Source organism: Pseudomonas sp. 1 (genome assembly GCF_056626735.1).
In genome coordinates this window covers 435050-455849 of the sequence record NZ_JBWXMQ010000002.1, presented here as the reverse complement: position 1 = coordinate 455849, position 20800 = coordinate 435050, and the positions used below count along the sequence as shown (strand labels likewise).

Annotated in this window: 18 protein-coding genes; 1 reads left to right on the top strand and 17 read right to left on the bottom strand. The window is 51.2% G+C overall.

Going from position 1 to position 20800, the window contains the following annotated elements; translation table 11 throughout:
* Nucleotides 1-8: 8 nt before the first annotated feature.
* The 3 genes from AC1MDC_RS05265 to AC1MDC_RS05255 are packed head-to-tail and all read right to left on the bottom strand — an operon-like array spanning nt 9 to nt 3480.
* The gene (locus tag AC1MDC_RS05265) at nt 9-749 is read right to left on the bottom strand and encodes an SDR family oxidoreductase (protein WP_480392615.1); all 741 of its coding nucleotides are present in this window, start codon (nt 747-749) and stop codon (nt 9-11) included.
* Nucleotides 746-2062, bottom strand: coding sequence for an FAD-binding oxidoreductase (locus tag AC1MDC_RS05260; RefSeq protein ID WP_336839244.1), 1317 nt, complete (start codon nt 2060-2062; stop codon nt 746-748). Before AC1MDC_RS05260 ends, AC1MDC_RS05265 begins: the two co-directional genes overlap by 4 nt.
* Nucleotides 2059-3480, bottom strand: a complete 1422-nt coding sequence (locus AC1MDC_RS05255) for a UbiA family prenyltransferase (RefSeq protein ID WP_258675576.1) — start codon at nt 3478-3480, stop codon at nt 2059-2061. The genes AC1MDC_RS05260 and AC1MDC_RS05255 overlap by 4 nt, the downstream gene beginning before the upstream one ends.
* 78 nt (nt 3481-3558) lie before the next feature.
* On the opposite strand from AC1MDC_RS05255, the gene AC1MDC_RS05250 reads away from it, so the two are divergent.
* Nucleotides 3559-3741, top strand: a complete 183-nt coding sequence (locus tag AC1MDC_RS05250; protein WP_336839243.1) for a hypothetical protein — start codon at nt 3559-3561, stop codon at nt 3739-3741.
* A gap of 138 nt (nt 3742-3879) precedes the next feature.
* Here the strand turns inward: AC1MDC_RS05250 and AC1MDC_RS05245 are convergent, their stop codons facing one another.
* The 14 genes from AC1MDC_RS05245 to ihfB form a co-directional block, all read right to left on the bottom strand.
* Nucleotides 3880-5877, bottom strand: coding sequence for a class I SAM-dependent methyltransferase (locus tag AC1MDC_RS05245; RefSeq protein WP_480392614.1), 1998 nt, complete (start codon nt 5875-5877; stop codon nt 3880-3882).
* Nucleotides 5874-7208 (bottom strand): ABC transporter ATP-binding protein, encoded by a 1335-nt coding sequence (locus tag AC1MDC_RS05240; RefSeq protein ID WP_408980443.1) that lies wholly within the window; start codon nt 7206-7208, stop codon nt 5874-5876. Before AC1MDC_RS05240 ends, AC1MDC_RS05245 begins: the two co-directional genes overlap by 4 nt.
* Nucleotides 7209-7300: 92 nt before the next feature.
* Entirely contained in the window at nt 7301-8344 is a 1044-nt protein-coding gene (locus AC1MDC_RS05235; RefSeq protein WP_480392613.1) for a glycosyltransferase, read from the bottom strand.
* Nucleotides 8344-9288 (bottom strand): NAD-dependent epimerase/dehydratase family protein, encoded by a 945-nt coding sequence (locus tag AC1MDC_RS05230; protein WP_480392612.1) that lies wholly within the window; start codon nt 9286-9288, stop codon nt 8344-8346. The genes AC1MDC_RS05235 and AC1MDC_RS05230 overlap by 1 nt, the downstream gene beginning before the upstream one ends.
* Nucleotides 9285-12773, bottom strand: a complete 3489-nt coding sequence (locus tag AC1MDC_RS05225; protein ID WP_480392611.1) for a glycosyltransferase — start codon at nt 12771-12773, stop codon at nt 9285-9287. The genes AC1MDC_RS05230 and AC1MDC_RS05225 overlap by 4 nt, the downstream gene beginning before the upstream one ends.
* Nucleotides 12774-12817: 44 nt before the next feature.
* Nucleotides 12818-13648 carry an ABC transporter permease gene (locus AC1MDC_RS05220; RefSeq protein WP_480392610.1) on the bottom strand — a complete coding sequence of 277 codons (831 nt, stop codon included), beginning with the start codon at nt 13646-13648 and terminating at the stop codon, nt 12818-12820.
* A gap of 117 nt (nt 13649-13765) precedes the next feature.
* Complete coding sequence (locus AC1MDC_RS05215) at nt 13766-14758, bottom strand: glycosyltransferase family 2 protein (RefSeq protein WP_480392609.1); 993 nt, start codon at nt 14756-14758, stop codon at nt 13766-13768.
* 383 nt (nt 14759-15141) lie between these two features.
* A complete protein-coding gene (locus AC1MDC_RS05210) occupies nt 15142-16104 on the bottom strand; it encodes a UDP-glucose 4-epimerase family protein (protein ID WP_480392608.1) in 963 nt (320 codons plus the stop codon).
* Complete coding sequence (locus AC1MDC_RS05205) at nt 16101-17024, bottom strand: glycosyltransferase (protein ID WP_480392607.1); 924 nt, start codon at nt 17022-17024, stop codon at nt 16101-16103. The genes AC1MDC_RS05210 and AC1MDC_RS05205 overlap by 4 nt, the downstream gene beginning before the upstream one ends.
* Before the next feature lie 53 nt (nt 17025-17077).
* Nucleotides 17078-17968, bottom strand: coding sequence for a glucose-1-phosphate thymidylyltransferase RfbA (rfbA, locus tag AC1MDC_RS05200; RefSeq protein WP_480392606.1), 891 nt, complete (start codon nt 17966-17968; stop codon nt 17078-17080).
* Nucleotides 17965-18858, bottom strand: coding sequence for a dTDP-4-dehydrorhamnose reductase (gene rfbD / locus AC1MDC_RS05195; RefSeq protein WP_480392605.1), 894 nt, complete (start codon nt 18856-18858; stop codon nt 17965-17967). The genes rfbA and rfbD overlap by 4 nt, the downstream gene beginning before the upstream one ends.
* Nucleotides 18855-19931, bottom strand: a complete 1077-nt coding sequence (gene rfbB, locus AC1MDC_RS05190; RefSeq protein WP_480392604.1) for a dTDP-glucose 4,6-dehydratase — start codon at nt 19929-19931, stop codon at nt 18855-18857. The genes rfbD and rfbB overlap by 4 nt, the downstream gene beginning before the upstream one ends.
* A 231-nt stretch (nt 19932-20162) precedes the next feature.
* Nucleotides 20163-20402 carry a LapA family protein gene (locus tag AC1MDC_RS05185; RefSeq protein WP_480392603.1) on the bottom strand — a complete coding sequence of 80 codons (240 nt, stop codon included), beginning with the start codon at nt 20400-20402 and terminating at the stop codon, nt 20163-20165.
* 27 nt (nt 20403-20429) lie between these two features.
* Entirely contained in the window at nt 20430-20726 is a 297-nt protein-coding gene (gene ihfB, locus AC1MDC_RS05180; RefSeq protein WP_003189779.1) for an integration host factor subunit beta, read from the bottom strand.
* Between the last annotated feature and the right edge of the window lie 74 nt (nt 20727-20800).

The window sequence follows — 20800 nt, the reverse complement described above, 5'->3', positions numbered from 1 at the left end:
AGTTTGGCTTACAGATTTATTCTTTTAAAAACGAAATCAGGTACAAGTTTGATAATCAGCATGATTAAACTCCAAAAACGCGGCGTGTAAAGAACCGCTTTTTTGCGCTGTAAACCACTCAGAATCAATCGCGCCACGTCATCAGGCCTCGCAAGCAAGAGACCTGGTAACTTGAGACCTTGAGTCATCGGCGTATCAACAAAACCCGGTTTGATCGTCATCACGTGAACGCCAAGCTTGAACATACGCGCCTGCAAACCTTCACAAAACGTGGAGACCGCTGCTTTTGCAGTGCCATAAACGTAGTTTGACGGGCGCCCCCTATCTGCGGCAACGGACGAAATGATCGCCATGCTGCCGCAACGTTGGCGCTCGAACTGATTTGCCAACAACGTTAAAAGGCTGATCACCGAAGTGCCGTTATTAGCGAACTCTTTCAAAGCAACATTCACATCTTGCTCGCACGCCTTCTGATCAGGCAGCGTGCCATGAGCAATCAGCGCTATATCGATTTGTCGCAAAGACTGAACGCAACTTTCAACCAGAGTCGAGTGTTCCTCCAAATGGGCTAAATCCAACGTACAGGTGGTTACTGACTTGGCACCGCGCGCCCGCAGATCTGCTGCAGCCTGATCCAGTTTTTCCGCGTTGCGCGCAACCAGAAAAAACTCGCTGCCTTCTTCTGCCCACAGCCGGGCACAGGCATTGGCGATCGCAGATGTCGCTCCGATAATCAAAACACGTTTCATGCTGTAACTCTTCTCCAAAAGCGGGAATTCAGGGACGGGTCTCGTAGAGCTTCCAGCTTCTCCCACGCCGGATAAAACCGACGGAAGTCACTACCTAGCATGTGCGCATCTTTAGCGGGATACAGGCGGCCGCCGGCCTCTCTGACGATGCAGTCAAGACGGGAAAACAAGTCTTTCTCAAGCCTCGAGTTCTGCGGAAAATCCAGTGCTAATGAAGTGCCTGGACGAGGAAAAGACAGCAAACCGGGAGATGAGATATCTCCGCAACGTTTAAGCACTGCCAAAAACGAACCTTGTCCCGAATCCGCGATGTTCTTTAGCAGTTCACGCGTAGCCGACTCTGCCTCGACATCCGGAATGACACACTGATATTGCTGAAACCCTTTACGACCATAGATTCGATTCCAGTGGAGAATTCGGTCCAATGGATAAAAAAACGGTTCATAGTTGACTCGTTTACGGGTAAGAGCTGCCGGATGTACCCGCCAGTACGTTTCGTTGAAAGCCTTCAAACTGAGTCGGTTAATGAGCGAAACAGGGGGCGCTACCGGCACCATAAGCCTGGAGCGAGTTTCAGCCTCAAGACTGCCGTATTCGGCGTGATCACCGACAATAAATACGCCGCGTCCGGTTTGACCACCTTTAGCCAGACAATCAATCCACGCCACGCTGTATTCATGCTGTGGATCCAACTCGGAAGAAAGGGAAAAGAACTCTCCCAGATTGTCGAAGCGAACGACCGAACAATCAATTTGACTGGATTGTATCGGGATCAGCTGAATCTCGGCCCAGTTCACAATCCCTGTTAGCCCTAACCCGCCTATGGTTGCTGCGAACAAATCGGCATTCTGCGAGGGAGAGCAGACAACAGGTTCCTGGCAATTGCGCACCAGACCAAAACACCTGACGTGGTTTCCGAATGTGCCGCGGGCGTGGTGGTTTTTTCCATGCACGTCATTGGCAATTGCGCCCCCCAGAGTCACGAACTTGGTGCCAGGTGTCACTGCTAGAAACCATCCTCGCGGAATGGCAAGCGATAGAATTTCCGCCAACGTCACTCCCGCCTCTGCGCGAATGATCCCCGCTGCCCAGTCAACCTCGATAAATCGGTCCAACGTCCGCATGCAGAGCACGTGCCCGCTCGCAGCCATACAGCTGTCGCCGTAACTGCGACCGTTACCAAAAGGCAGTGTCGTGCCGTGGGTATCCACGATGCGCCGCAGTGCAACAGGCAAATCACTCTGCCACTGACAAGCCTCGCCAGTCAGCCGCTCATAAGGATAACGCCCCCAGGAATGGTACGAGGCACTCATGCTGCCGCCCAGAAAACGAGGCAGAACAATGCGCCTACCATCAGACTGACGCGATCCCGTATGGCGAATACAACCGGGTCATCATGCATCTGACCACGATGCGTCAGCATCCAGACTCGCGTCACCCAGAACAGCAAGAGCGGGCAAGCTAGCCAGATGATTTGCGGATGAGCATATAAACTGGTAGTGGCCTGATCATGGATATAAAGAGCCAAAACCATGACCGCGAGGTAACCGGATGATGCTCCCAATGAAGAGATCATCTCTAGATCGCCCGGGTAATATCCACGACCGCGGGTTTTCTGGGTAAGACCTTTGCGCCTGGCTTCTCCAAGCTCCGCGTAGCGCTTGACCAGTGCAAGACTAAGAAACATGAACATGGAAAACGCCAGGATCCAGAAGGTAAGCTCCAGACCGAAAGCCGCCGCGCCTGCGATAATGCGTAAAGTATAAAGTGCTGCCAATGCGATTACGTCCACCGCCATTTGCCGCTTCAGCCAAAGCGAATAAGCAAATGTGAGGATGTAATAGGCAACCAATGTGGCAACAAACGCCCAAGGTAAAAACAACGCGGCGCCGGCAAAGGCACCGGTCAACAGTAACGGAAACACCATAATCCCGGAACCGATGCTCAAGCGACCGGACGCAAAAGGTCGAAACCTCTTGGTTCCATGGTGCCTGTCATCCGCCAGATCCAATAAATCATTGAGAAGATAGACGCTGGAAGCACAAAGGCCAAAAAACAAAAAGGCCATGACTCCCTGCCAGATCAATAAATAATTACCCAACTGGTGTGCAGCCAAAAGCGGTACAAAAATAAGGATATTTTTCATCCACTGATGTAGCCGCAACGCTTTGCGCCAGTCTTTGACGCCGGCCACGTTGGAGAGCATTACCTCCTTGACGTTACCTATTGCCTGAGCACGCCGCTCCACCCCGCGCTCAGGGTTAACGACATAAGCGTCACGCGACACTTCCCACACAGACAAGTCGTCCGAAGAGTTCCCTACATAGTCAAAGCCTTTCACACCAAAATGCTCGACCAGCAAATCTCGCTTTCGATGGGATGACAGATTGACCTTTTCGTCGGAGGCGAGCACCTGATCGAAAATACCCAGATGCTCAGCAATACGTTCGGCCAGGGAAATGTGGCTGGCCGTCGCCAAGACTACCTTTCGCCCGGAATTTCGCGCTGAATTAACAAGATCAAGAACCGCGGGGTCATAAGGTAAAACGGTGACATCAATGTCTACCGCGCGAGCAAGATTAGCTTTGAGCGTAGCCTTGCCCTTTACAAGCCATTTGAACAGTCGGAGAGCCTTGAGAGGTCGGTGGCGAACAAAGGCCATCCCGGTTTCCAAGAGTAAATCCGAGCGCAATAGGGTGCCGTCGAGATCGACAACGAGGGGGGTATTCAAGCTTTAACTTCCTTGAGTGCGACTCTGGTTGTGCCTGTTTTAAAGCGATCTTGAGCTAGAGACCCCCATCAGCCACTGATGAACAACCAAAGCAAATCAATTCGCCGTCTGCCAATCATTTGGGCGGAGAAATTAACACAAGAGATGACTTTTTTCACGGATTCGAGAGGGCAACAACTGCAGAACGGCCTGCAGCGAGCGGCGCTAGCCCAAAGCGCCAAGGCTGCAAGAATCACAGAAAAGGACGAAAACAGTTGGTAAATCACTCCACCAGACATTTATGCGAGGACACGCAGGCCAGGGACCGAGCAAGACCTGACTGGCAACACACATCGCGGCAAAAGCCGATCGTCGTCTACACCGTATGCGCATTGCCTGTCAGAGCAGTTGACCTCTATGTCAACCTCTCGAAAAAAGGCGTCGAATAGAACGTAAACGGCAAATCAAATTCCAGCTTTTCGATTTTTTTATTGATTCAAGCTCTTCTGCCAGGGCCAGAAGCTTGTTTTCACTTTCGACTGACGAAGCCTGCATTTGCGCCTGAATCTGGCCAACTAACTGATTAAGGTGATCAATCTGCTCGCGTCGCGAGTCATTTTGTCCCTCAAGCCATTTGATCTGAGCCAGATAGGTGTCGGACAAATCCTGTAGCTGGCCAACAAACTCAACCAAAGGTTGCGTCAGAGAGCGTGATCGATCAAGAAAAGTTGGTAATTGATGTGCCGACCAATCAGTGTATTTGACCGCTTCGTTTTTTTCGCCCGAGACAAAAGTCATGAATTGGGCCTCCCGGAGGGAGTACTCCTCAAACATGGATTCGGTAAAATCGACTCCAAGATGAGCAAAAACCACACAAAACAACTGCCCTTGATTCAACAGACGCATATCGGCAGGCACAGCAAAACTGGAAATCATCCGTACCAGAGTAGTCAGTGATCGATAGGCCAGATAGCCCAGCGAGATATCACCTTTTACTGACCACTCCTGATCGATAATCGCAGGAGCGACGTCAGACAGGATAATGTTCTGAGGAATGGTGTCCAGTAACTTACCTGATACTTTGACGAAAAGATCAAGTTCAGACCCTTCCGGCTCCAGACCGGCCGACTGCCGCACGATGTTCAGGTAAGTGGAGAGAAACCGGGCAATCTGCTTCGCCGTCCAACCCGGCGTCTGGACGATACGAACAAATTCAGCACTCATCGCCTGGCCGGAGGAGAAGGCCTCTGCTGGCAAAACATGCTGGTATTCATCTTCTGAACCCACAGCTATCGCATCAGGACATAGACGCTGATGCAACACACTGACCACCTCGCCCATCTGTTTGAATTCCGCAAACTTGCAGAAAGCCGCCTGCCGCTCGCTTGAATAATGAATGGCCAGGGTTTGGTTATCAAAGATGGGCTCATCACTATTCGCAGCAGGTGATACGGCGAACAAGAAGGAGTTCGCCATATCAGGAAACAGGCCATTCTGCGCGATAACTGGCCATACACATTCAAGTGAAAAGTTCAGGTATTCGGATGAGGTTTGTGCGTCCCGAGACGCGGTCTGAGCAGCAAGCACCGAGCCATTGAAGGAAGAATTTTCTGCACTGGCAGCAGGCAATACGACGCTGGATGGCAATTTGTAATCTGGAAGCGGGAGTGCCAGCTCAATGCGCTGAAAACCCGCCTGAAGAAATCGGTTCGAGAGCTCTACGCGACCAAATGTTTCAACACCAGGCCGCTGGTATAAGCCCTGAATACCTACCATCGGAACACTTAGATGATCTTCCGGCGCTCCTGCAAAGTATTTAAGCCCCAACTGGTTTTCAATAGCGACAACAAGTATCCCTTCAGGCTTGAGCAACTTTCTGGCCGCCATAAGCATAGACTGAACCGGATCTGCGCCCGCGCCATAAACCCCGGAATATTCCAGAACACCAATCAATGTGATCACGTCAAAGCGTACTTCTGTCTCGAACAGATCAAAGTGATCGTTTATCACTGTGACATTCGGCAGGTCCCGCGTGCGCTCGGCAGCGATCATTGCACGACGACTGCTACCTTCGATTGCGATGATATTGCCACCATTTTCGCCCAGAAAACGGGTAATGGCACCGCATCCAGCACCGATCTCAAGCACATCGCCCTTAAGACGCTGCGACAATGGTCGTAATAGATTTCCCCGCGAAGCGCTCAAATGATAGCGCGTGGGCCAGTCATTACACGCGTTACGCAGCTCTTTGGAAAAAATAGAAACGTCGGATGCTTCGTGGATAATCCGATACAGCTTATTTTCGGTTCCATCGCCATCACTGTAATTAAAGGGCGCCGGTGTTGTGCGTGCCCAGATTCGCTGTTCAGCCTGAAATGCATATCCCAGTTCGGCGAGATCAAGAGATGAATGGCTCATTTAATACTCATCCCCATGTTCAAATTTGTAAGTCCAAAAAAACGAGAGTCAGTTTTGACTGCAAAGTGGATTGAGTCATAACGTCGGTCGTGCGGGACGATCTCCTCACCCTCACGAGTTGCAAGACCTAGCGATATGAAAAAATCGCCGTCACCCAGATTACAGTTGAAAGAGATGTCCGCGGTGAGCGTCTTGCCTCCTTCGTAAACGGTCTGAACACCATCACATTGTAGAAGCTCAGAGTTGCTGCCAAAAAGGGTAACACCATCTTTGGTTTTTATCGTCATGCCGAGGATCGGCCGCATCAACGGCTGGATAATTTTTATTGCAACTTTCAAATTGACCTGAGAACCATTGCTTATTAGCGCCGGAAACTCCACTCCTTCACTGAAAAACGAAAAATCAGTTATCTGAGCGCTGCCATCTCCCCAGCGATATTCGTAAGAATTATAAAGTGGACGCTTGCTAAAGCTGTCTACATCAAACGATAGCTGAGTAGTGTCCATTGGAACGGGCTCGGCTTCGCTGAGTTCGGACTCAACGTCCACTACATCTTCAGAAGGCGATGGTAGCTCTACTTTTTTCTTCTGTTCCCGGCCAAACAGCAAATCCAAGTAACTATTGATAACGTCTCGCGGGTTACCTTGCTGAACCATATGACCTTGATCAAGCAGCACGGCACTTGAGCAATGCGTCACTACCTGCTCACTACTGTGTGTCACAAGCAAAATACTAGTGCCGTTGTCTTTTAATCTTTTAAGTCGATCAAAACATTTCGCCTGAAACTTTGCGTCGCCTACTGCCAGTGCTTCGTCGACAATCAGAATCTCAGGATCAATTTGTGCCTGAACTGCGAAAGCTAGTCGCACCAGCATGCCACTGGAATAAGTCTTTACGGGCTGATCAATAAAATGACCGATATCCGCAAAAGCGGCAATACTGTCAAAGCGATTATCGATCTCTTCCTGACTCAATCCCAACAGCGCGGCGTTCATGTAAACATTTTCGCGGCCAGTGAATTCGGCATTGAATCCGGAGCCTAGCTCAAGCAGCGCCGCGACTCGACCATGACTGGCGACGGAGCCGTTGGTAGGTGTCAGTGTACCGGCGATAATTTGAAGCAACGTCGACTTGCCAGAACCGTTTCTTCCGACAATGCCGACTGTCTCACCACGAGGCACTTCGAAAGAAATGTTCTTCAGCGCCCAAAACTCTCTGAACAGGTTCTGCCGCCCACGAAAGATCATCTGTTTCAGACGATCCTGAGGATTGTCGTAAATATGGTAACACTTGCTAATATCTGAAATGATGATCGCGCTATCTGATGACATTATACAGCCTATATATTTCGGGAGCGGCAACACCACGCTCAATCAAACAATCGTTCCTAGAGCCGCTCAAAAACTGGCTCCTCACGACTCGGTTACGCCTTGATGTATTGCTTGAGCCACATTTTCAACAGCGAAAACAATGACATTCGCTGGACTCCGGCAACACTGACGGGCTCCGCGAGAGGCTGCTCAATCACAATATATTCAATGAAGCCGGCGCGAAGCTCGGCGCTATCCAGCAGAAGTAGCTCTGGCTCCATTACACCCTTGGCTTCCTGCGAGCTGATAAACTGCTGAATCATCCAATAAACTTTGTCGTTACCTTGGAGATTCACCGAATTATGCAATCGGTGGACGTCGACCAGCCAGCTCTCGACGCTCGATCCCTTATAAAACAAATCACGTTCAAAACGCCGCATTCCAGTTGCCATCACCCAACAGATCTCAAACAGCATCCATGCTCGATTTGAAGAGATGGTGTTACTCCCGTGAATCCGGTATTGCATAAGCGCTTCAGGCAAAAGGACGCACTTCGACGTTTCAGCAGCACGAAACATAAAATCCCAGTCGTGGGCAAATCTGAGATTGCGCATACCGCCAACTTTTTCGTAAAGCTTGCGGGTGAATACTATATTACTAGTGGTCGATACAAAGTTTGACACGATCAAATTCAAGGAAAAATCGTCTGTCGCTGAAAATGATTTCTCCATATCCGGGATCGACCAAGGCAGCATGTTTTTCCATGCTTCCTTGACGCCTAATGGCTTACCATCGGCATTGATAACCTCGATCCACGTGGTAACCAGGTCAGCATTTTCACGCTGAAGTGCTTCGATGCAACGCTTCAACCTATCGGGATGAAAAATATCATCGGAGTTTAGAATGGCCAGATACTCACCTTGAGCAAGCGCCAACCCTCGATTGATTGCGTTATGTGCCCCAGCATTTTTCTGTTCAACAAGCTTGAATCGCGAGTCACTGATCTGCCGCAGATAAGACAACGAGTCGTCTGTCGATCCATCATCGATAACGATAAGCTCAAGATCGTGCTCACTTTGATTTAAAACGCTATCGACAGCCTTTTCAATATAGTGGCGGTGGTTATAACTTGGAATTACTACCGAAATCTTGGTCATCAGTTACGACTCAGATGGTTCTGAACCCATTCCCAACTGCCAGGCAAGCCTGCAGCTAGAGTAATGGGTGAAAAATGAATGCAGCGACTCAGCTTTTCTACATCAAGCACGTTGTAAGCAACGTCAATCGCGCGCGCGTCCCTTCTTTCCAACTGCAGATTGTACCCCGCGCTTCTGACAATCGGCAAAACATGCTCTTCAACGAGCTGCAGAACCGAAGTCCCTACTCCGCTACCCACGTTGTAAACTTCGCCAATCTGGCCAGCTTCGAGAAGCCCGATAATTGCAAAGGCAATATCATTGACGTGCACATAATCACGTACTGCCCCGCCATCACCAAAAATCGTAATGGATTTGCCCTGCAGAGCAGACGCAAACGCCGTCGCCACCAAGCCCTGCCCCTTGAAAGGAATCTGGCCAGGGCCGTAGGCGTTTGCCGGGCGCACAACGATACCCGGCAAACCACGCTGCCGGCAGTACAAGTGCACCATATGCTCAATACAGAGCTTAGAGGTCCCGTAGAGAGAAATGGGCTGTGCTGCCGCGTCTTCTCTTAGCGGGCTTCTGGAATCCGGATTGCCGTAGACTGTGCCACCGGAAGAAACAAATATGAATCGGGCAACGCCAGCGGCAATACACTCCTCCATCAACTGGATAGCGGGGGCGATATTGCGCTGATACTCATCCGCCATATCGCAGGCCTGGTTCAATTGCAAACTGTCATGAGCCAGATGAACTACCGCGTGCGCTCCTGACAAGACTTTCCGCAACAGCTCGCGATCAGCATAATCGCCATTATGAACATCCAGATTCTGAATGACGGCGTCGGGTTCAGAATGGCTGTTGCGGCACAACAGATCAACCTTAAGGCCATCTTTTAATAAGTGACGAGCAACGTGCTGCCCAATAAAACCGCCACCGCCGATCAGGACAACCTTCTTCATGACGCAGCCTCTTCATAACCTAGACTGGCTTTATTGAAGCAATCGATGTACTGATTGGCTATCTCAGCGCTGGAGAATCGCTGCAAAATATCATTTTCAAAAGCCAGCAGTGATGCCTTGTATTGGGCCAACGATGCTAACCATTCTGCATATGCGATGTCGCGCGATTCGCCGCCAAGCTCTACCGGGATAGTTCGCCCGCCAGCATAATCGTCCAGGACATTCTGAATATCACCTGTATCCGTGGCAAAAACAGGAACAGCAAAGTTCAAAACCTCAATCATTGCAATTGGCAGACCTTCGTATGCCGATGTGATGATCAAGCCGTCCGTGACACTGGCAAGTTCAAGTGTATTTTCGACGTACGGAATACGCATGACATTATCGAGCTTTTCTCGCCGGATGAAATCAACGCACTCTTTCGCAAGCTCCCCATCACCGACAAGAACGTAGAATTCGTCCGGATATCCCTGGCGTGACTTCGCAATCTTCAGGAATTCAAGAGGGCGTTTCTGATCCGTCAGGCGCCCGACAAATGTAAACAGTTTACTGCTTGCCGGCAGTCCCAACTTTAGTCGGACAGCCTCGGGGGTGCTCTGTGTCGCCTTAAAATCGATTATCCGCTGAATATCGACTGCTGAATAAATCAAATCAACCTTACTCGCGGGAATGTTCAAATCGCCCACGAAACGCTGACGAATCTTTTGATTGATTGCTATAAACCGATCAAAGGAACGAATACCGGGTTCATGGTAACGATTAATCCATCCTTCCCTGGCGTCATATACTTCTTGGTCGACGATCGGAATATCGCGAAATAGCGCTCGCAGGTTCAATGCGTTATCGCAAAGCCATGGTGAGCCGTTGCAAATCCATACCAAATCCGGTGCAAGCCAGTTTTTCAAGCGCAGGAGAATACGCAAATACTCGGAGTGCGGCGCGATTTCCGACATCTCGATTACTCGCGCGCCCGCATCCTGGAACTGACTGGCCAAGCTACCCTGCTCATGGCGCAAGCGCTCCATCGTGACGATTACAAAATCATAGGAATCCTTGAGTCGTCGGATGACTTCTACCGTATTACGCTCCACCCCACCCACCGCGACAAATACCGGGAACACGAAAACAAGCGGGCGATTCTTTGGTGATTTTATCAGCGCGGGTAAAGACTGACCGGCTGATCGTTGTTTGAATTGGCTGGTCTGAAACCAGGAATTATGCTCATTGAACTGGACTTCTCTACCTAGGAGCTCAGAAACGGATGAAATGTTATCCGCACTGACATGCCTGCACTCAGTTCGATACAGCTTTCCGCAAAACTCCACGCCCTTCAGGTCCTGGCGCAGAATATTGATGCTAATGGCCCGCGAGAACACCATCTGATTGCGCAGTTGCTCATAACTAACGTTACCGTCATTGCGCAAGTCATAGGAAAGCAGCACGACGTCGCAAGCATTTTCGACGAGCGCAAGCCAAGCTCCGATCAGATGGTCGCGGTGCGGAAAATCGGTGAGGGTATTGGGCCAAAAGTAACAGAAATCCTGAGCTGCATCGTCACTGTCAACTTTTTCAGCAGACAACTTTCCGTCATTTTCAAGCCAGGATATCAAGGCGTCGGTACCCATAATGCCCCGAAAACGCTCGATAATTTGCTCAGACTGCGCATTGTCACGGTTTACGATCAAGCGCAACGAAACCCGTGAGCCCGATGCCGGAAAATCTTGAACCTTTACTTGCGGCGCGGCGGTACGACGCTTCACGGCCTCATGTAGACGCCTGAAAAGATAACGTGGATCCTTGGCGAGGTAGTAGAGCGCCCGGCCAGCCTGTCGTTGGAGACGAACACGCTTGTTGTTATCAGCACTTGGCTGATTGGACATAGCAAACAGCATCTCTAGTTCATCGAACGCCTGGCGCTGTATTTGAGGCTGGAGCAACTCTGAGGCAGAGCGACTGATATGAGCGGCAAATAAGTTGGACGTCAACTCGTCATCGAACTCCAGAGACTCAGTTTTGTGCTTTTCCAACTGCGTCCAGTAACTATTCCAGATCGGACCAAAATGTCGCGACATTGCTATGGCCAAAACCTGGTCACTACCCGAAATTCTTTGCAGGACGCCATATTCGTACATCGCCCGAAAGAGCGTCGTATAAATAAAACTCAAATAAGCGCCAATCACCTTTCTGGCTTTCTTTCCATTTTTCTGGATTAAGCTTTCAAGATAATTGCAACGCTCGACGAGCCTATCAAGCCTCGCCTGCCACTCTGCCTGGCTTACCCCCTGACGCTCCGTTTTGGAATTCTTCAATGCCTCCGCGAGCGTATCGATCCCGAGTATCCTGCCTACGCCCGGGTGAGCATCTCGAAAAACCACAGCCATACGACCGGCACAGATCTGGCGCTTGCAGAAACCATCCACAACGTATGGATGATAATGATCGCCCTTGGCACTGGTACTGTAGTAAATCTTCATACCCTGCAAAGAGAGGCGATATCCCAACTCGATGTCTTCAAATCCGTATTGATCAAAACGACCATCAAAAATCGTTTCCTGAGAGGCAACGAGCTCCCGATCAATACAAATATTACAGGTATAAAAGTGCCTGAAATCCACAAAGGACTCGTCCGGCAACCGATTATAACTAAATTGCTCATTACCGATTTCAGTAATGTGCTCCATCAAGTGGTTGACCGTCAGATCAGAAGCCCAATCAACAACGCCAAGCGTTGCAACATTGCGACCCAGTCGCTTTGCCAGATTTGCGTGGACATTCAACAGATCCGGTGCGGGGAAAATATCATCGCCAATGATGAGTAAGCGCTCGCCTGCGGCGGCGCCTATGGCAGCATTTCTCGCTTTCGACGCACCACCGTGATCGTTTTTCAGAACCCTGATTGGAAGATCGGAGACCTGTTCAAGAAATTCGACGCTGCCATCTTCCGAGCCGTCATCCGAAAAGATAATCTCGTACGGAAAATCAGTTTGCCTATCAACAATACGCCATGCCTCGATTACCGTGGGCAACAGGCGCAGTCTGTTGTAGGTCGGAATGATCACACTGATGTAGGGAGCCAAGTTTGACGTAGTAGATGAAAGAATCGGCACGGTTGTATCCGCATCCGTTTGCTCTGCAAGATGCTTGGCGTTTATCCATTCCAGATCCAGTGACGGATTGAGATGGCGGCCCTCATGACGCCCATGCAGCCAGTAATGCACTAACGGAGGAACGCCCAAAGCGGCCACATCCGGATAACGGGTGAGATAATAAGTCCCATCGAACTCCGCGCACGGATCACGCATCTCTCTCCAGCCGACACTCAGGTAGTGCCGTAGCGGATCAACTCCCGCGGCAGCCACATCGGCATTTTGTGCCAGATACCAAGGGGCGTTGAACAGCGCGCTCGTCTCCAACGCAGCTTGCCATCGCCGCTGCTCCAGTTTTTTTCCCAGTCTGGATGGGAGCGTTTTGAAGAGTCGTTTCATGGAATGTTCTCTACGAATACATTTATCGAACGGTTCGCGCATCCTTAAAGGACGTCGGCAAAACCTTTACGGGTTTTTTGGAACCACCAAAAGCCCGCCCAAGCGACGACGATGCTCAATAAATAATAGCTAGCCAGTGGAATGATCGAAGGCAAAGTTCCCCAGATCAAAACACCCCGGGATGTTTCGATAATGAAGGTCAACGGATTCAGGTAAAGAAGATATCTGTATTGTTCGGATACAGCGGTCATAGGGTAAAACATCGGTGACAAAAACATCAGAACGGTAGTGATGATACCCGTGAGTTGGGAAATATCCCGAAAGTAGACGCCAGTCGCAGCCAGAAACCAGGAAAACCCCATAGTGAGCAACACCAAGGGAAACAACACGACCGGAAATAATATGGCTGTCCAGGGAATCGAGCCCTTGAGCAACAACTCTGCTACCAGCAAAACAAACCAACTGATGGCTGTGTGAAACAGCGCAGCCCCCATCGAAATCCATGGCAGGATCTCTAAAGGGAAAATAATTTTTTTGACGTAGTTGGGATTACCGACGATTTGACCGGGCGCGCGGTTGAAACATTCTGCAAATAGTCCATGCACAATCATCCCCGAAAAGATAATGATAGCGAATTCACCTGTGTCGTGAGTCTCCGTATTACCCCAACGAGACTTGAAAATCACGCCAAAAATAAATGTATAAACAACCAGTAGTAAAATCGGGTTGAAAAAAGACCACGCCAGTCCCATGACCGAACCGCGGTATCTACCGATGACCTCTCGGACTGTCATTTTTTGGATAATGGATCGACGCTGCCAAAAGGTGAGGACCATATCGAACATGCTGGAAGGTGACGGTGTATGGGGGTTCATTAGCGAATCCGAGGAAAAGCGAAGTTTGAAATGAAGAGCATCATCATCTTGGTAATACGTATGCGAAAGCCCGGCTTTTGACCTTTCGGATACGTCGAAGCACTGGCAGGCGCCTCTTCAAATACCGTCGAAGATTGCCGCGAGGATCAGGCCGAGATTGCCCAAAAAAGTTTGCCGGTAGACTCCCGAGCGCCGCAGATACATAAACCGCCTCACGCCCCGGTGCGCCCTCGCCTCCTTAAAACTGTTCAATATGCTACGGCTTTCTTCGCTCAATCGGTAGTCGATCGAGTCCAAGGCACGGACATTCGACTCATTCCAACTGCGAAACCGCCCTTTGAAGATCATGCGCAGCCGATCAATCCGAGAGAAAAAGCCGGAATTCGAACCAATAATATTATCATCGTGCTGCCGGTAAAGGACGGTGGGCGTAGCATCATAAAGAATACGCCCACCAGCCCCGGTCACGGCCAGATATGCCCACCAGTCGTGGGACACGATGGTCAGATCCTTGCCCGTTTCTCGCAAGAGGCGGCAGGCTGCGTGATTGAACACCATCGTATTTCCCCCACCGATACTTTGCACCAATGCGTTGGAGAATGTGGCAGGACGATTGAATAACGGTGAGAGTCCGATGGATTGGCAATCCTCGTTGATCAACTCGGTCCTGCCGCAATACAGAGCGGGTATATCTTGAGGAATGGTCTGAAGCTGATCGAGTGCGGTCTCAAGCTTATGATCACGCCAGATGTCATCCTGGTCAGCCCAGGCGTAAAATGCTGAATCAATTTCACTCCGGCACGCCAGCGAGATGAAATTTAAAGCAAATCCTTGTCGTGGACCGGAAAAAACCTTGAGCTTTTCCTCTCCCCACTTTTCCTTGTATTCCTGAAGAATCTCCAAAGTCGAATCCGTAGAGCCGTCATCAGAAACCGCAACAACCCAGCCAGAATATGTCTGCCGTGCAATTGATTCCAACTGTTCTCTTAAAAACCGCTCACCGTTGTAAGTACACAGGAGTACTGAAACCAACGGTACTCCAGTGGCAGCATCTGAACCGAAGGATCCGGGACCCGGCTCTTGCTGAACAGATGAAAAAGGGATTACCACCGAGCACTCCATCGCATAAAAATAAAAATATTACCGTATTCATTCACTACACGAGCGCAGCAGAAAACGTACAAAGTTCCCGAGAGCCTCATCATTGAGCCAAGGCGACGCAAAACAAAGTATTGTAGCGAATTAAGCCTTGCCGTTAATAGCTCGATGACATCACCCTACGATTGATTAGATTTGCGCATCCACGGATCGGCGACAAATACGCCTCGCAGCCCAGTCAGCTAGGGTATCAAAGCGCCCCACATTGGCAAAAGGGTAGCATTCTGCCCCTCTTGTGTTTCGAATTCAAAACGTGTCGACTCATCTGCTCGTTCCGACCGAAGGCGTCAACCTCGTCGATTTTTGCAAGCCTTCCGTCCAAGAAGCCCGAGAGTTCAATGCACGCCATGTTGCAAGAACTCATTCGCTACCCTGCGCAAGGCTTGATCTATCTTCTCTGGAGGTGACCACTCCAATATCCTGCAGGTCTGCTGAATATCGACCTGCAACGAACCGCACAACCGCTGCGCTATCGCAGGACGACACACGAGAGACGCCCCCAAGCGCAACAGTACTGGTGGAACCGCCACCAGCCGCGATTTTACACCCATGGCAGCGGCCATGCTCCGGAGCAATTGAGTGGTGCTCAAATCCTCGCCATCGCTGACTAAAAAGGTGTTGCCCGCTGCAGCAGGGTGAGCAATGCAGCGTTCAATCAGATCCACCAAATTACCAATAGAGACCAGGCTTCGATTATTGCACAGCCCACCCAATGGCAATGGAACGCCCTTGGCCACCCAGCGCATCATGCTATGGAAATTGGCCTTTACTCCCGGTCCGTATACCAAAGGGGGACGGATAATGACGATTTCCATCCCCAACTGCCTACCTAGCTGTTGCAGCGCTATTTCGGCCTCCAGCTTTGAGACACCGTAAGGATCTACCGGGGTCGGCGTATCGTCAGGCATAAACCTCTCACCCCGTGCAGTACTCTCGCCGTTCACCTTAATCGAACTCAGGTAAATGAACCTCTTCACCCCCGCTTCTGCCGCCAACCTGGCAAGCCCCAAAGTCCCCTCCACATTGACCTTGCGAAATTCCGCCAGTGCATCCGTCACAGTCTCATGCATCACGTGCACTCTAGCTGCAGCGTGCACGACTACCTCGACGTCAGCGAGCGACGGCAAGGTGCGGAGTTCGACGAGATCGAAGCGGACAACGGGACACAGCCCCTGCAAACGCGTCTCGCCGCGCACTGCGGCGATCGGCGTGAATTTCTTGTCCAGAAGCAGTCGAAATACCAGCGCCTCACCAACGAAACCTTTCGCCCCCGTCACAAGCACTCTGGGTTTTCTCATCCGTTCTTACTTCCAAAAACTGCAGCGGCCCAACAGACAAAAAAGAAAAAAAACTTGTCCCGAACACGACGCCGACACTTCCAGGCACTGAAAGACAATCCCATCAGATTTCGACGGCGAAGTCCCAGCCATGGTTTTATAAACGGCTCACTCTGCAAACCGACCAGACAGGCTATGAGCTGCACCTGATGGAACCACCAGCCTTCATGAATCGTCTTGTAACGAACGACCAGGGAACTGAGGCCCTTGTTGGCCCCCACTTGGTTACGCTCATGCTGTCGGTAATTCATGGAGGGTACAGGGTCGATGTACCAACGGTAGCCATGACTGCGCGCAAAGGCGTAGCAATACCAGTCGTGAAGGCTGACATCTTGCAATCGCTGCCAATTGGCAAGCATGTCGGTTTTCAGCGCACCGGCCATTTTGTTGCTCATGACATAAGTGCAGCCAGGCCCAGCCGCCTCGAACAGATAGTCCCAAGCGACCTGCGGCTGCGCCTTGTTAACTAGATGGGTATCGCCGTTCGGCCAGAATGCGGTGACGTTGCTCGAATAGGCGTCTATATGGCCTGCCTGGATGTGACGAGTTGCACGCAAGAGCTTGTCCGCGTGCCAGACATCGTCCTGATCGGCAAAAGCGACATAATCAAAACCATGAAAGTCGACATCGCGAATCAGCCGAAAAAAGTTACGGGATGCACCGCCAAATTTACCTGCTGTTGGCAGAACAAGAACAGCTGGGTGCCGAGCAGCAAAGGCGCAGCACCATTCTTCCGTACCATCACTGGAGGGATCAATACTGATAAACAGTGTGACGTCAACAAGCGACTGCCCAAGAATCGAAGCCAACTGCTCCTCGATCCATTGCATGCCATTGAAGGCAGCCAACAAAACCGCAACCTTGGGATGTTCTACTGGCATGCCGTTCCTACTTGAACCGATTAGCGCTACCGTTCGAAAAATGCTATTTCGAATCAGTTAGAGGGCGAGTCCAGGAGCTTCTGCAGGTACTGGCCGTAACCCGTCTTTTTCAGAGCTTCAGCCTGTGCAGCCAGTTGCTCGGGAGTGATCCAGCCGTTGTGATAGGCAATCTCTTCCAGGCAAGCGACTTTAAGGCCCTGTCGCTGTTCAATGGTATGTACAAAATGACTGGCTTCCAGCAGGGAATCATGAGTCCCGGTATCGAGCCAGGCAAAGCCACGGCCCAACATTTCGACGTTGAGAGTCTTGCGCTCAAGATAGGCCCGGTTCACGTCCGTGATTTCCAACTCACCACGCTCGGAAGGCTTGATGTTCTTGGCGATCTCAACCACTTCGTTGTCGTAGAAGTAGAGACCGGTCACCGCATAGTTCGACTTGGGCTTGAGGGGTTTCTCCTCAATACTCAAGGCCCGACCGTCTTTGTCAAATTCGACGACACCAAAACGCTCTGGATCGGATACGTGATAGCCGAATACGGTAGCCCCTTTCGTTTGCGAACTGGCGGAACGCAAATTGTCGGAGAAATGCTGACCATAAAAAATATTGTCGCCAAGAATCAAACAGCAAGGATCACTGCCGATAAATTCCTCACCGATGATGAAAGCCTGTGCCAGACCATCCGGACTAGGCTGCTCAGCATAGGACAGCTTGATCCCGTAAAGGCTGCCATCGCCAAGCAGCTTGCGAAATAACGGCAAGTCTTCAGGGGTGGAGATGATCAGAATCTCTCGCATACCCGCCAGCATCAGCACCGACAACGGATAAAAGATCATCGGCTTGTCGTAGATCGGCAGCATCTGTTTGGACACGCCAAGAGTCAGCGGGTGCAGGCGCGTGCCCGAGCCGCCGGCGAGAATAATGCCTTTACGATTTGTCGTGGTCATTTGTTCAGAACTTCCCTAAGCATTCGGGTTACACCACTTTGCCAATCCGGCAAGTGTAGAGAAAAATTGTCGCGCAGCTTCTGGGTATTCAAGCGTGAATTCAAAGGCCGACGCGCGGGGGTAGGATAAGCGGTTGTATCGATCGCACTTATCGTGGTTACCGCAAGCTGCTCGCCATTGGCCTGAGCAAACTCGATAACGTAACTTGCGTAACCGTGCCACGACACCTCGCCAGCGGCGGCCAGATGATATAAACCTGACAGTTCCGGTCGTTGGAGCACTTGGCGAATCGTTAACGCAGTGACATCGGCAATCAGATCGGCACCCGTTGGCGCACCAATCTGATCGGCAATAACACTCAGTGTCTCGCGATCTTTCGCAAGACGCATCATGGTTTTGGCAAAGTTATTGCCTCGGGCGCCGTAGACCCAGCTTGTACGGAAGATCAAGTGCTTGCATCCCGACACAATGATCGCCTGCTCACCTGCCAGCTTGCTCGCGCCATACCGATTGACCGGAGCGACCGCGTCGGTCTCTTGCCAGGGGCGGTGGCCTTCGCCGCTGAAAACATAATCAGTGGAGTAATGAACCAGCAAGGCACCCAAAAGTGCGGCCTCTTCGCCCAAGAGTCGGCTTGCCTCACCATTCACACGATCGGCCAGCTCTACGTCGGACTCAGCCTTGTCGACTGCGGTGTATGCGGCGGCGTTGACGATGATATCGGGTTTAATCTGCCGGATCGTTGCCCGCAATGCTTCCAGATCGGACAAATCACCGCACAACCCATCGACAGAGTGACGATCCAGGGCGATCAACTCGCCAAGCGGCGCCAAGGACCGTTGCAACTCCCAGCCGACCTGGCCGTTCTTGCCCAACAAAAGGATTCTCATGCCTCGCTCGAACGATCCGCGTAGTTCTGGTCGATCCACTGCTGGTAGCTTCCACTTTTCACGTGGGCGACCCACTCAGAATTGTTGAGGTACCACTCGACAGTCTTGCGAATACCAGTCTCGAAAGTCTCTTCCGGTGTCCAGCCCAGCTCACGCTGAATCTTGCTCGCGTCGATTGCATAACGCACGTCATGCCCAGGACGATCCTGAACATAAGTGATCAGGCTGGCATGCGGACGATGGGCAGAATCAGGACGCAACTCATCGAGCAACGCACACAGGGTATGCACCACTTCAATGTTTTGTTTTTCGTTATGACCGCCAATGTTGTAAGTCTCGCCGATCACACCTTCGGTGACGACTTTGTATAGCGCGCGGGCGTGATCTTCGACGTACAGCCAGTCACGAACCTGGTTGCCTTTGCCGTACACCGGCAGCGGCTTGCCTTCCAGCGCGTTGAGGATGATCAGCGGGATCAGCTTCTCTGGGAAGTGGCACGGGCCGTAGTTGTTCGAGCAGTTGGTGACCAATGTCGGCAGGCCGTAAGTGCGGGCCCAGGCACGGACCAGGTGGTCGGAGCTGGCCTTGCTGGCCGAATAAGGCGAGCTTGGCTGGTAAGGTGTGGTTTCGGTGAAGAGGTCTTCCGGACCTTCGAGGTCTCCGTAAACTTCGTCAGTCGAAATGTGGTGGAAGCGGAAGTTGGCTTTGCGCGTGTCATCCAGCGCAGCCCAGTAGTGGCGCGCTGCTTCGAGTAGCGTGTAGGTGCCAATGATATTGGTCTGGATGAATTCGGACGGGCCGGAGATCGAGCGGTCGACGTGGGATTCTGCGGCCAGGTGCATGATTGCATCTGGTTGATGTTCACGCAGTACGCGATCGATCTGATCACGGTCGCAGATGTCGACGCGCTCGAACGCATAACGATCGCTACCGCTGACGTCGGCCAACGACTCAAGGTTACCGGCATACGTCAGCTTGTCGACGTTTACCACTGCGTCGGTAGTGTTGGAGATGATATGACGGATAACAGCTGAGCCGATAAACCCGGCGCCGCCGGTTACTAGAATTTTCACGCGAAACCATACCCTTGAGTTGCTGACAGGGCTGCCAACCGAGCACTGTCTAATCCATAAATGCAAAAGCCATCAATCCAGCCGCGGCTTCTGACTAGAGTCAGTCTGTACCGACGTGGGAATATGCCACTATCGGACAAGCGCAGCATTTTACAGCTTAATGAATGTTTTACTAATGGATATAGACAAGCTGTGGCTAAAGTTTAGTTCACCTTTCCCTGCATGTCGCAATCAGACCACACGCTTGCGTGAAGCTCTGGACGAACGTCCCAGAAACCAGCCAAAAAACGGCCCGATCAGCATACCCACCAGCAATGCACCAACCGTAATCACTGATACCGGAAGTTGTGGTCCTGTCCAACCAAGAAATAACAGGGAGACCGATTGCTGATTTTCGAGAACGAACGCAAGGATCGCCAATACAAGCAATAGAATTAAAACAGAAAACAAAATGCGCTTGAGATTACTCATGAGCGGCTCCTCGCGTAACGGTGACCGTCAAACCCCCTCCTCCTCTTCTTCATTCACGCGATCTCGCAGCTCTTTGCCTGGCTTGAAATGCGGAACGAATTTTCCATCAAGGCTGACGGACTGACCGGTCTTTGGATTTCGACCGACGCGCGGCGCACGATAGTGCAAGGAAAAGCTGCCAAAACCACGGATCTCGATACGATCCCCCGTAGCCAGACACTGGGACATTTGCTCAAGCATGGTCTTGATAGCCAGCTCCACATCCTTGGATGAGAGCAGACCCTGATGGGTGACAATTCGTTCGATCAACTCCGACTTCGTCATATTTTTCCCTTCTTTTTCAAGCAGCTAGATCAGCGCTTGAAAGGTTTTAGCACGCCCTGAAGATTTTGAACAGC

Bases quoted from the DNA above. Each gene is read 5' to 3' on its own strand.
- AC1MDC_RS05265 (WP_480392615.1), bottom strand. From the start codon at position 749: ATGAAACGTGTTTTGATTATCGGAGCGACATCTGCGATCGCCAATGCC.
- AC1MDC_RS05260 (WP_336839244.1), bottom strand. From the start codon at position 2,062: ATGAGTGCCTCGTACCATTCCTGGGGGCGTTATCCTTATGAGCGGCTG.
- AC1MDC_RS05250 (WP_336839243.1), top strand. From the start codon at position 3,559: ATGAACAACCAAAGCAAATCAATTCGCCGTCTGCCAATCATTTGGGCG.
- AC1MDC_RS05245 (WP_480392614.1), bottom strand. From the start codon at position 5,877: ATGAGCCATTCATCTCTTGATCTCGCCGAACTGGGATATGCATTTCAG.
- AC1MDC_RS05240 (WP_408980443.1), bottom strand. From the start codon at position 7,208: ATGTCATCAGATAGCGCGATCATCATTTCAGATATTAGCAAGTGTTAC.
- AC1MDC_RS05235 (WP_480392613.1), bottom strand. From the start codon at position 8,344: ATGACCAAGATTTCGGTAGTAATTCCAAGTTATAACCACCGCCACTAT.
- AC1MDC_RS05230 (WP_480392612.1), bottom strand. From the start codon at position 9,288: ATGAAGAAGGTTGTCCTGATCGGCGGTGGCGGTTTTATTGGGCAGCAC.
- AC1MDC_RS05225 (WP_480392611.1), bottom strand. From the start codon at position 12,773: ATGAAACGACTCTTCAAAACGCTCCCATCCAGACTGGGAAAAAAACTG.
- AC1MDC_RS05220 (WP_480392610.1), bottom strand. From the start codon at position 13,648: ATGAACCCCCATACACCGTCACCTTCCAGCATGTTCGATATGGTCCTC.
- AC1MDC_RS05210 (WP_480392608.1), bottom strand. From the start codon at position 16,104: ATGAGAAAACCCAGAGTGCTTGTGACGGGGGCGAAAGGTTTCGTTGGT.
- AC1MDC_RS05205 (WP_480392607.1), bottom strand. From the start codon at position 17,024: ATGCCAGTAGAACATCCCAAGGTTGCGGTTTTGTTGGCTGCCTTCAAT.
- rfbA (WP_480392606.1), bottom strand. From the start codon at position 17,968: ATGACCACGACAAATCGTAAAGGCATTATTCTCGCCGGCGGCTCGGGC.
- rfbD (WP_480392605.1), bottom strand. From the start codon at position 18,858: ATGAGAATCCTTTTGTTGGGCAAGAACGGCCAGGTCGGCTGGGAGTTG.
- AC1MDC_RS05185 (WP_480392603.1), bottom strand. From the start codon at position 20,402: ATGAGTAATCTCAAGCGCATTTTGTTTTCTGTTTTAATTCTATTGCTT.
- ihfB (WP_003189779.1), bottom strand. From the start codon at position 20,726: ATGACGAAGTCGGAGTTGATCGAACGAATTGTCACCCATCAGGGTCTG.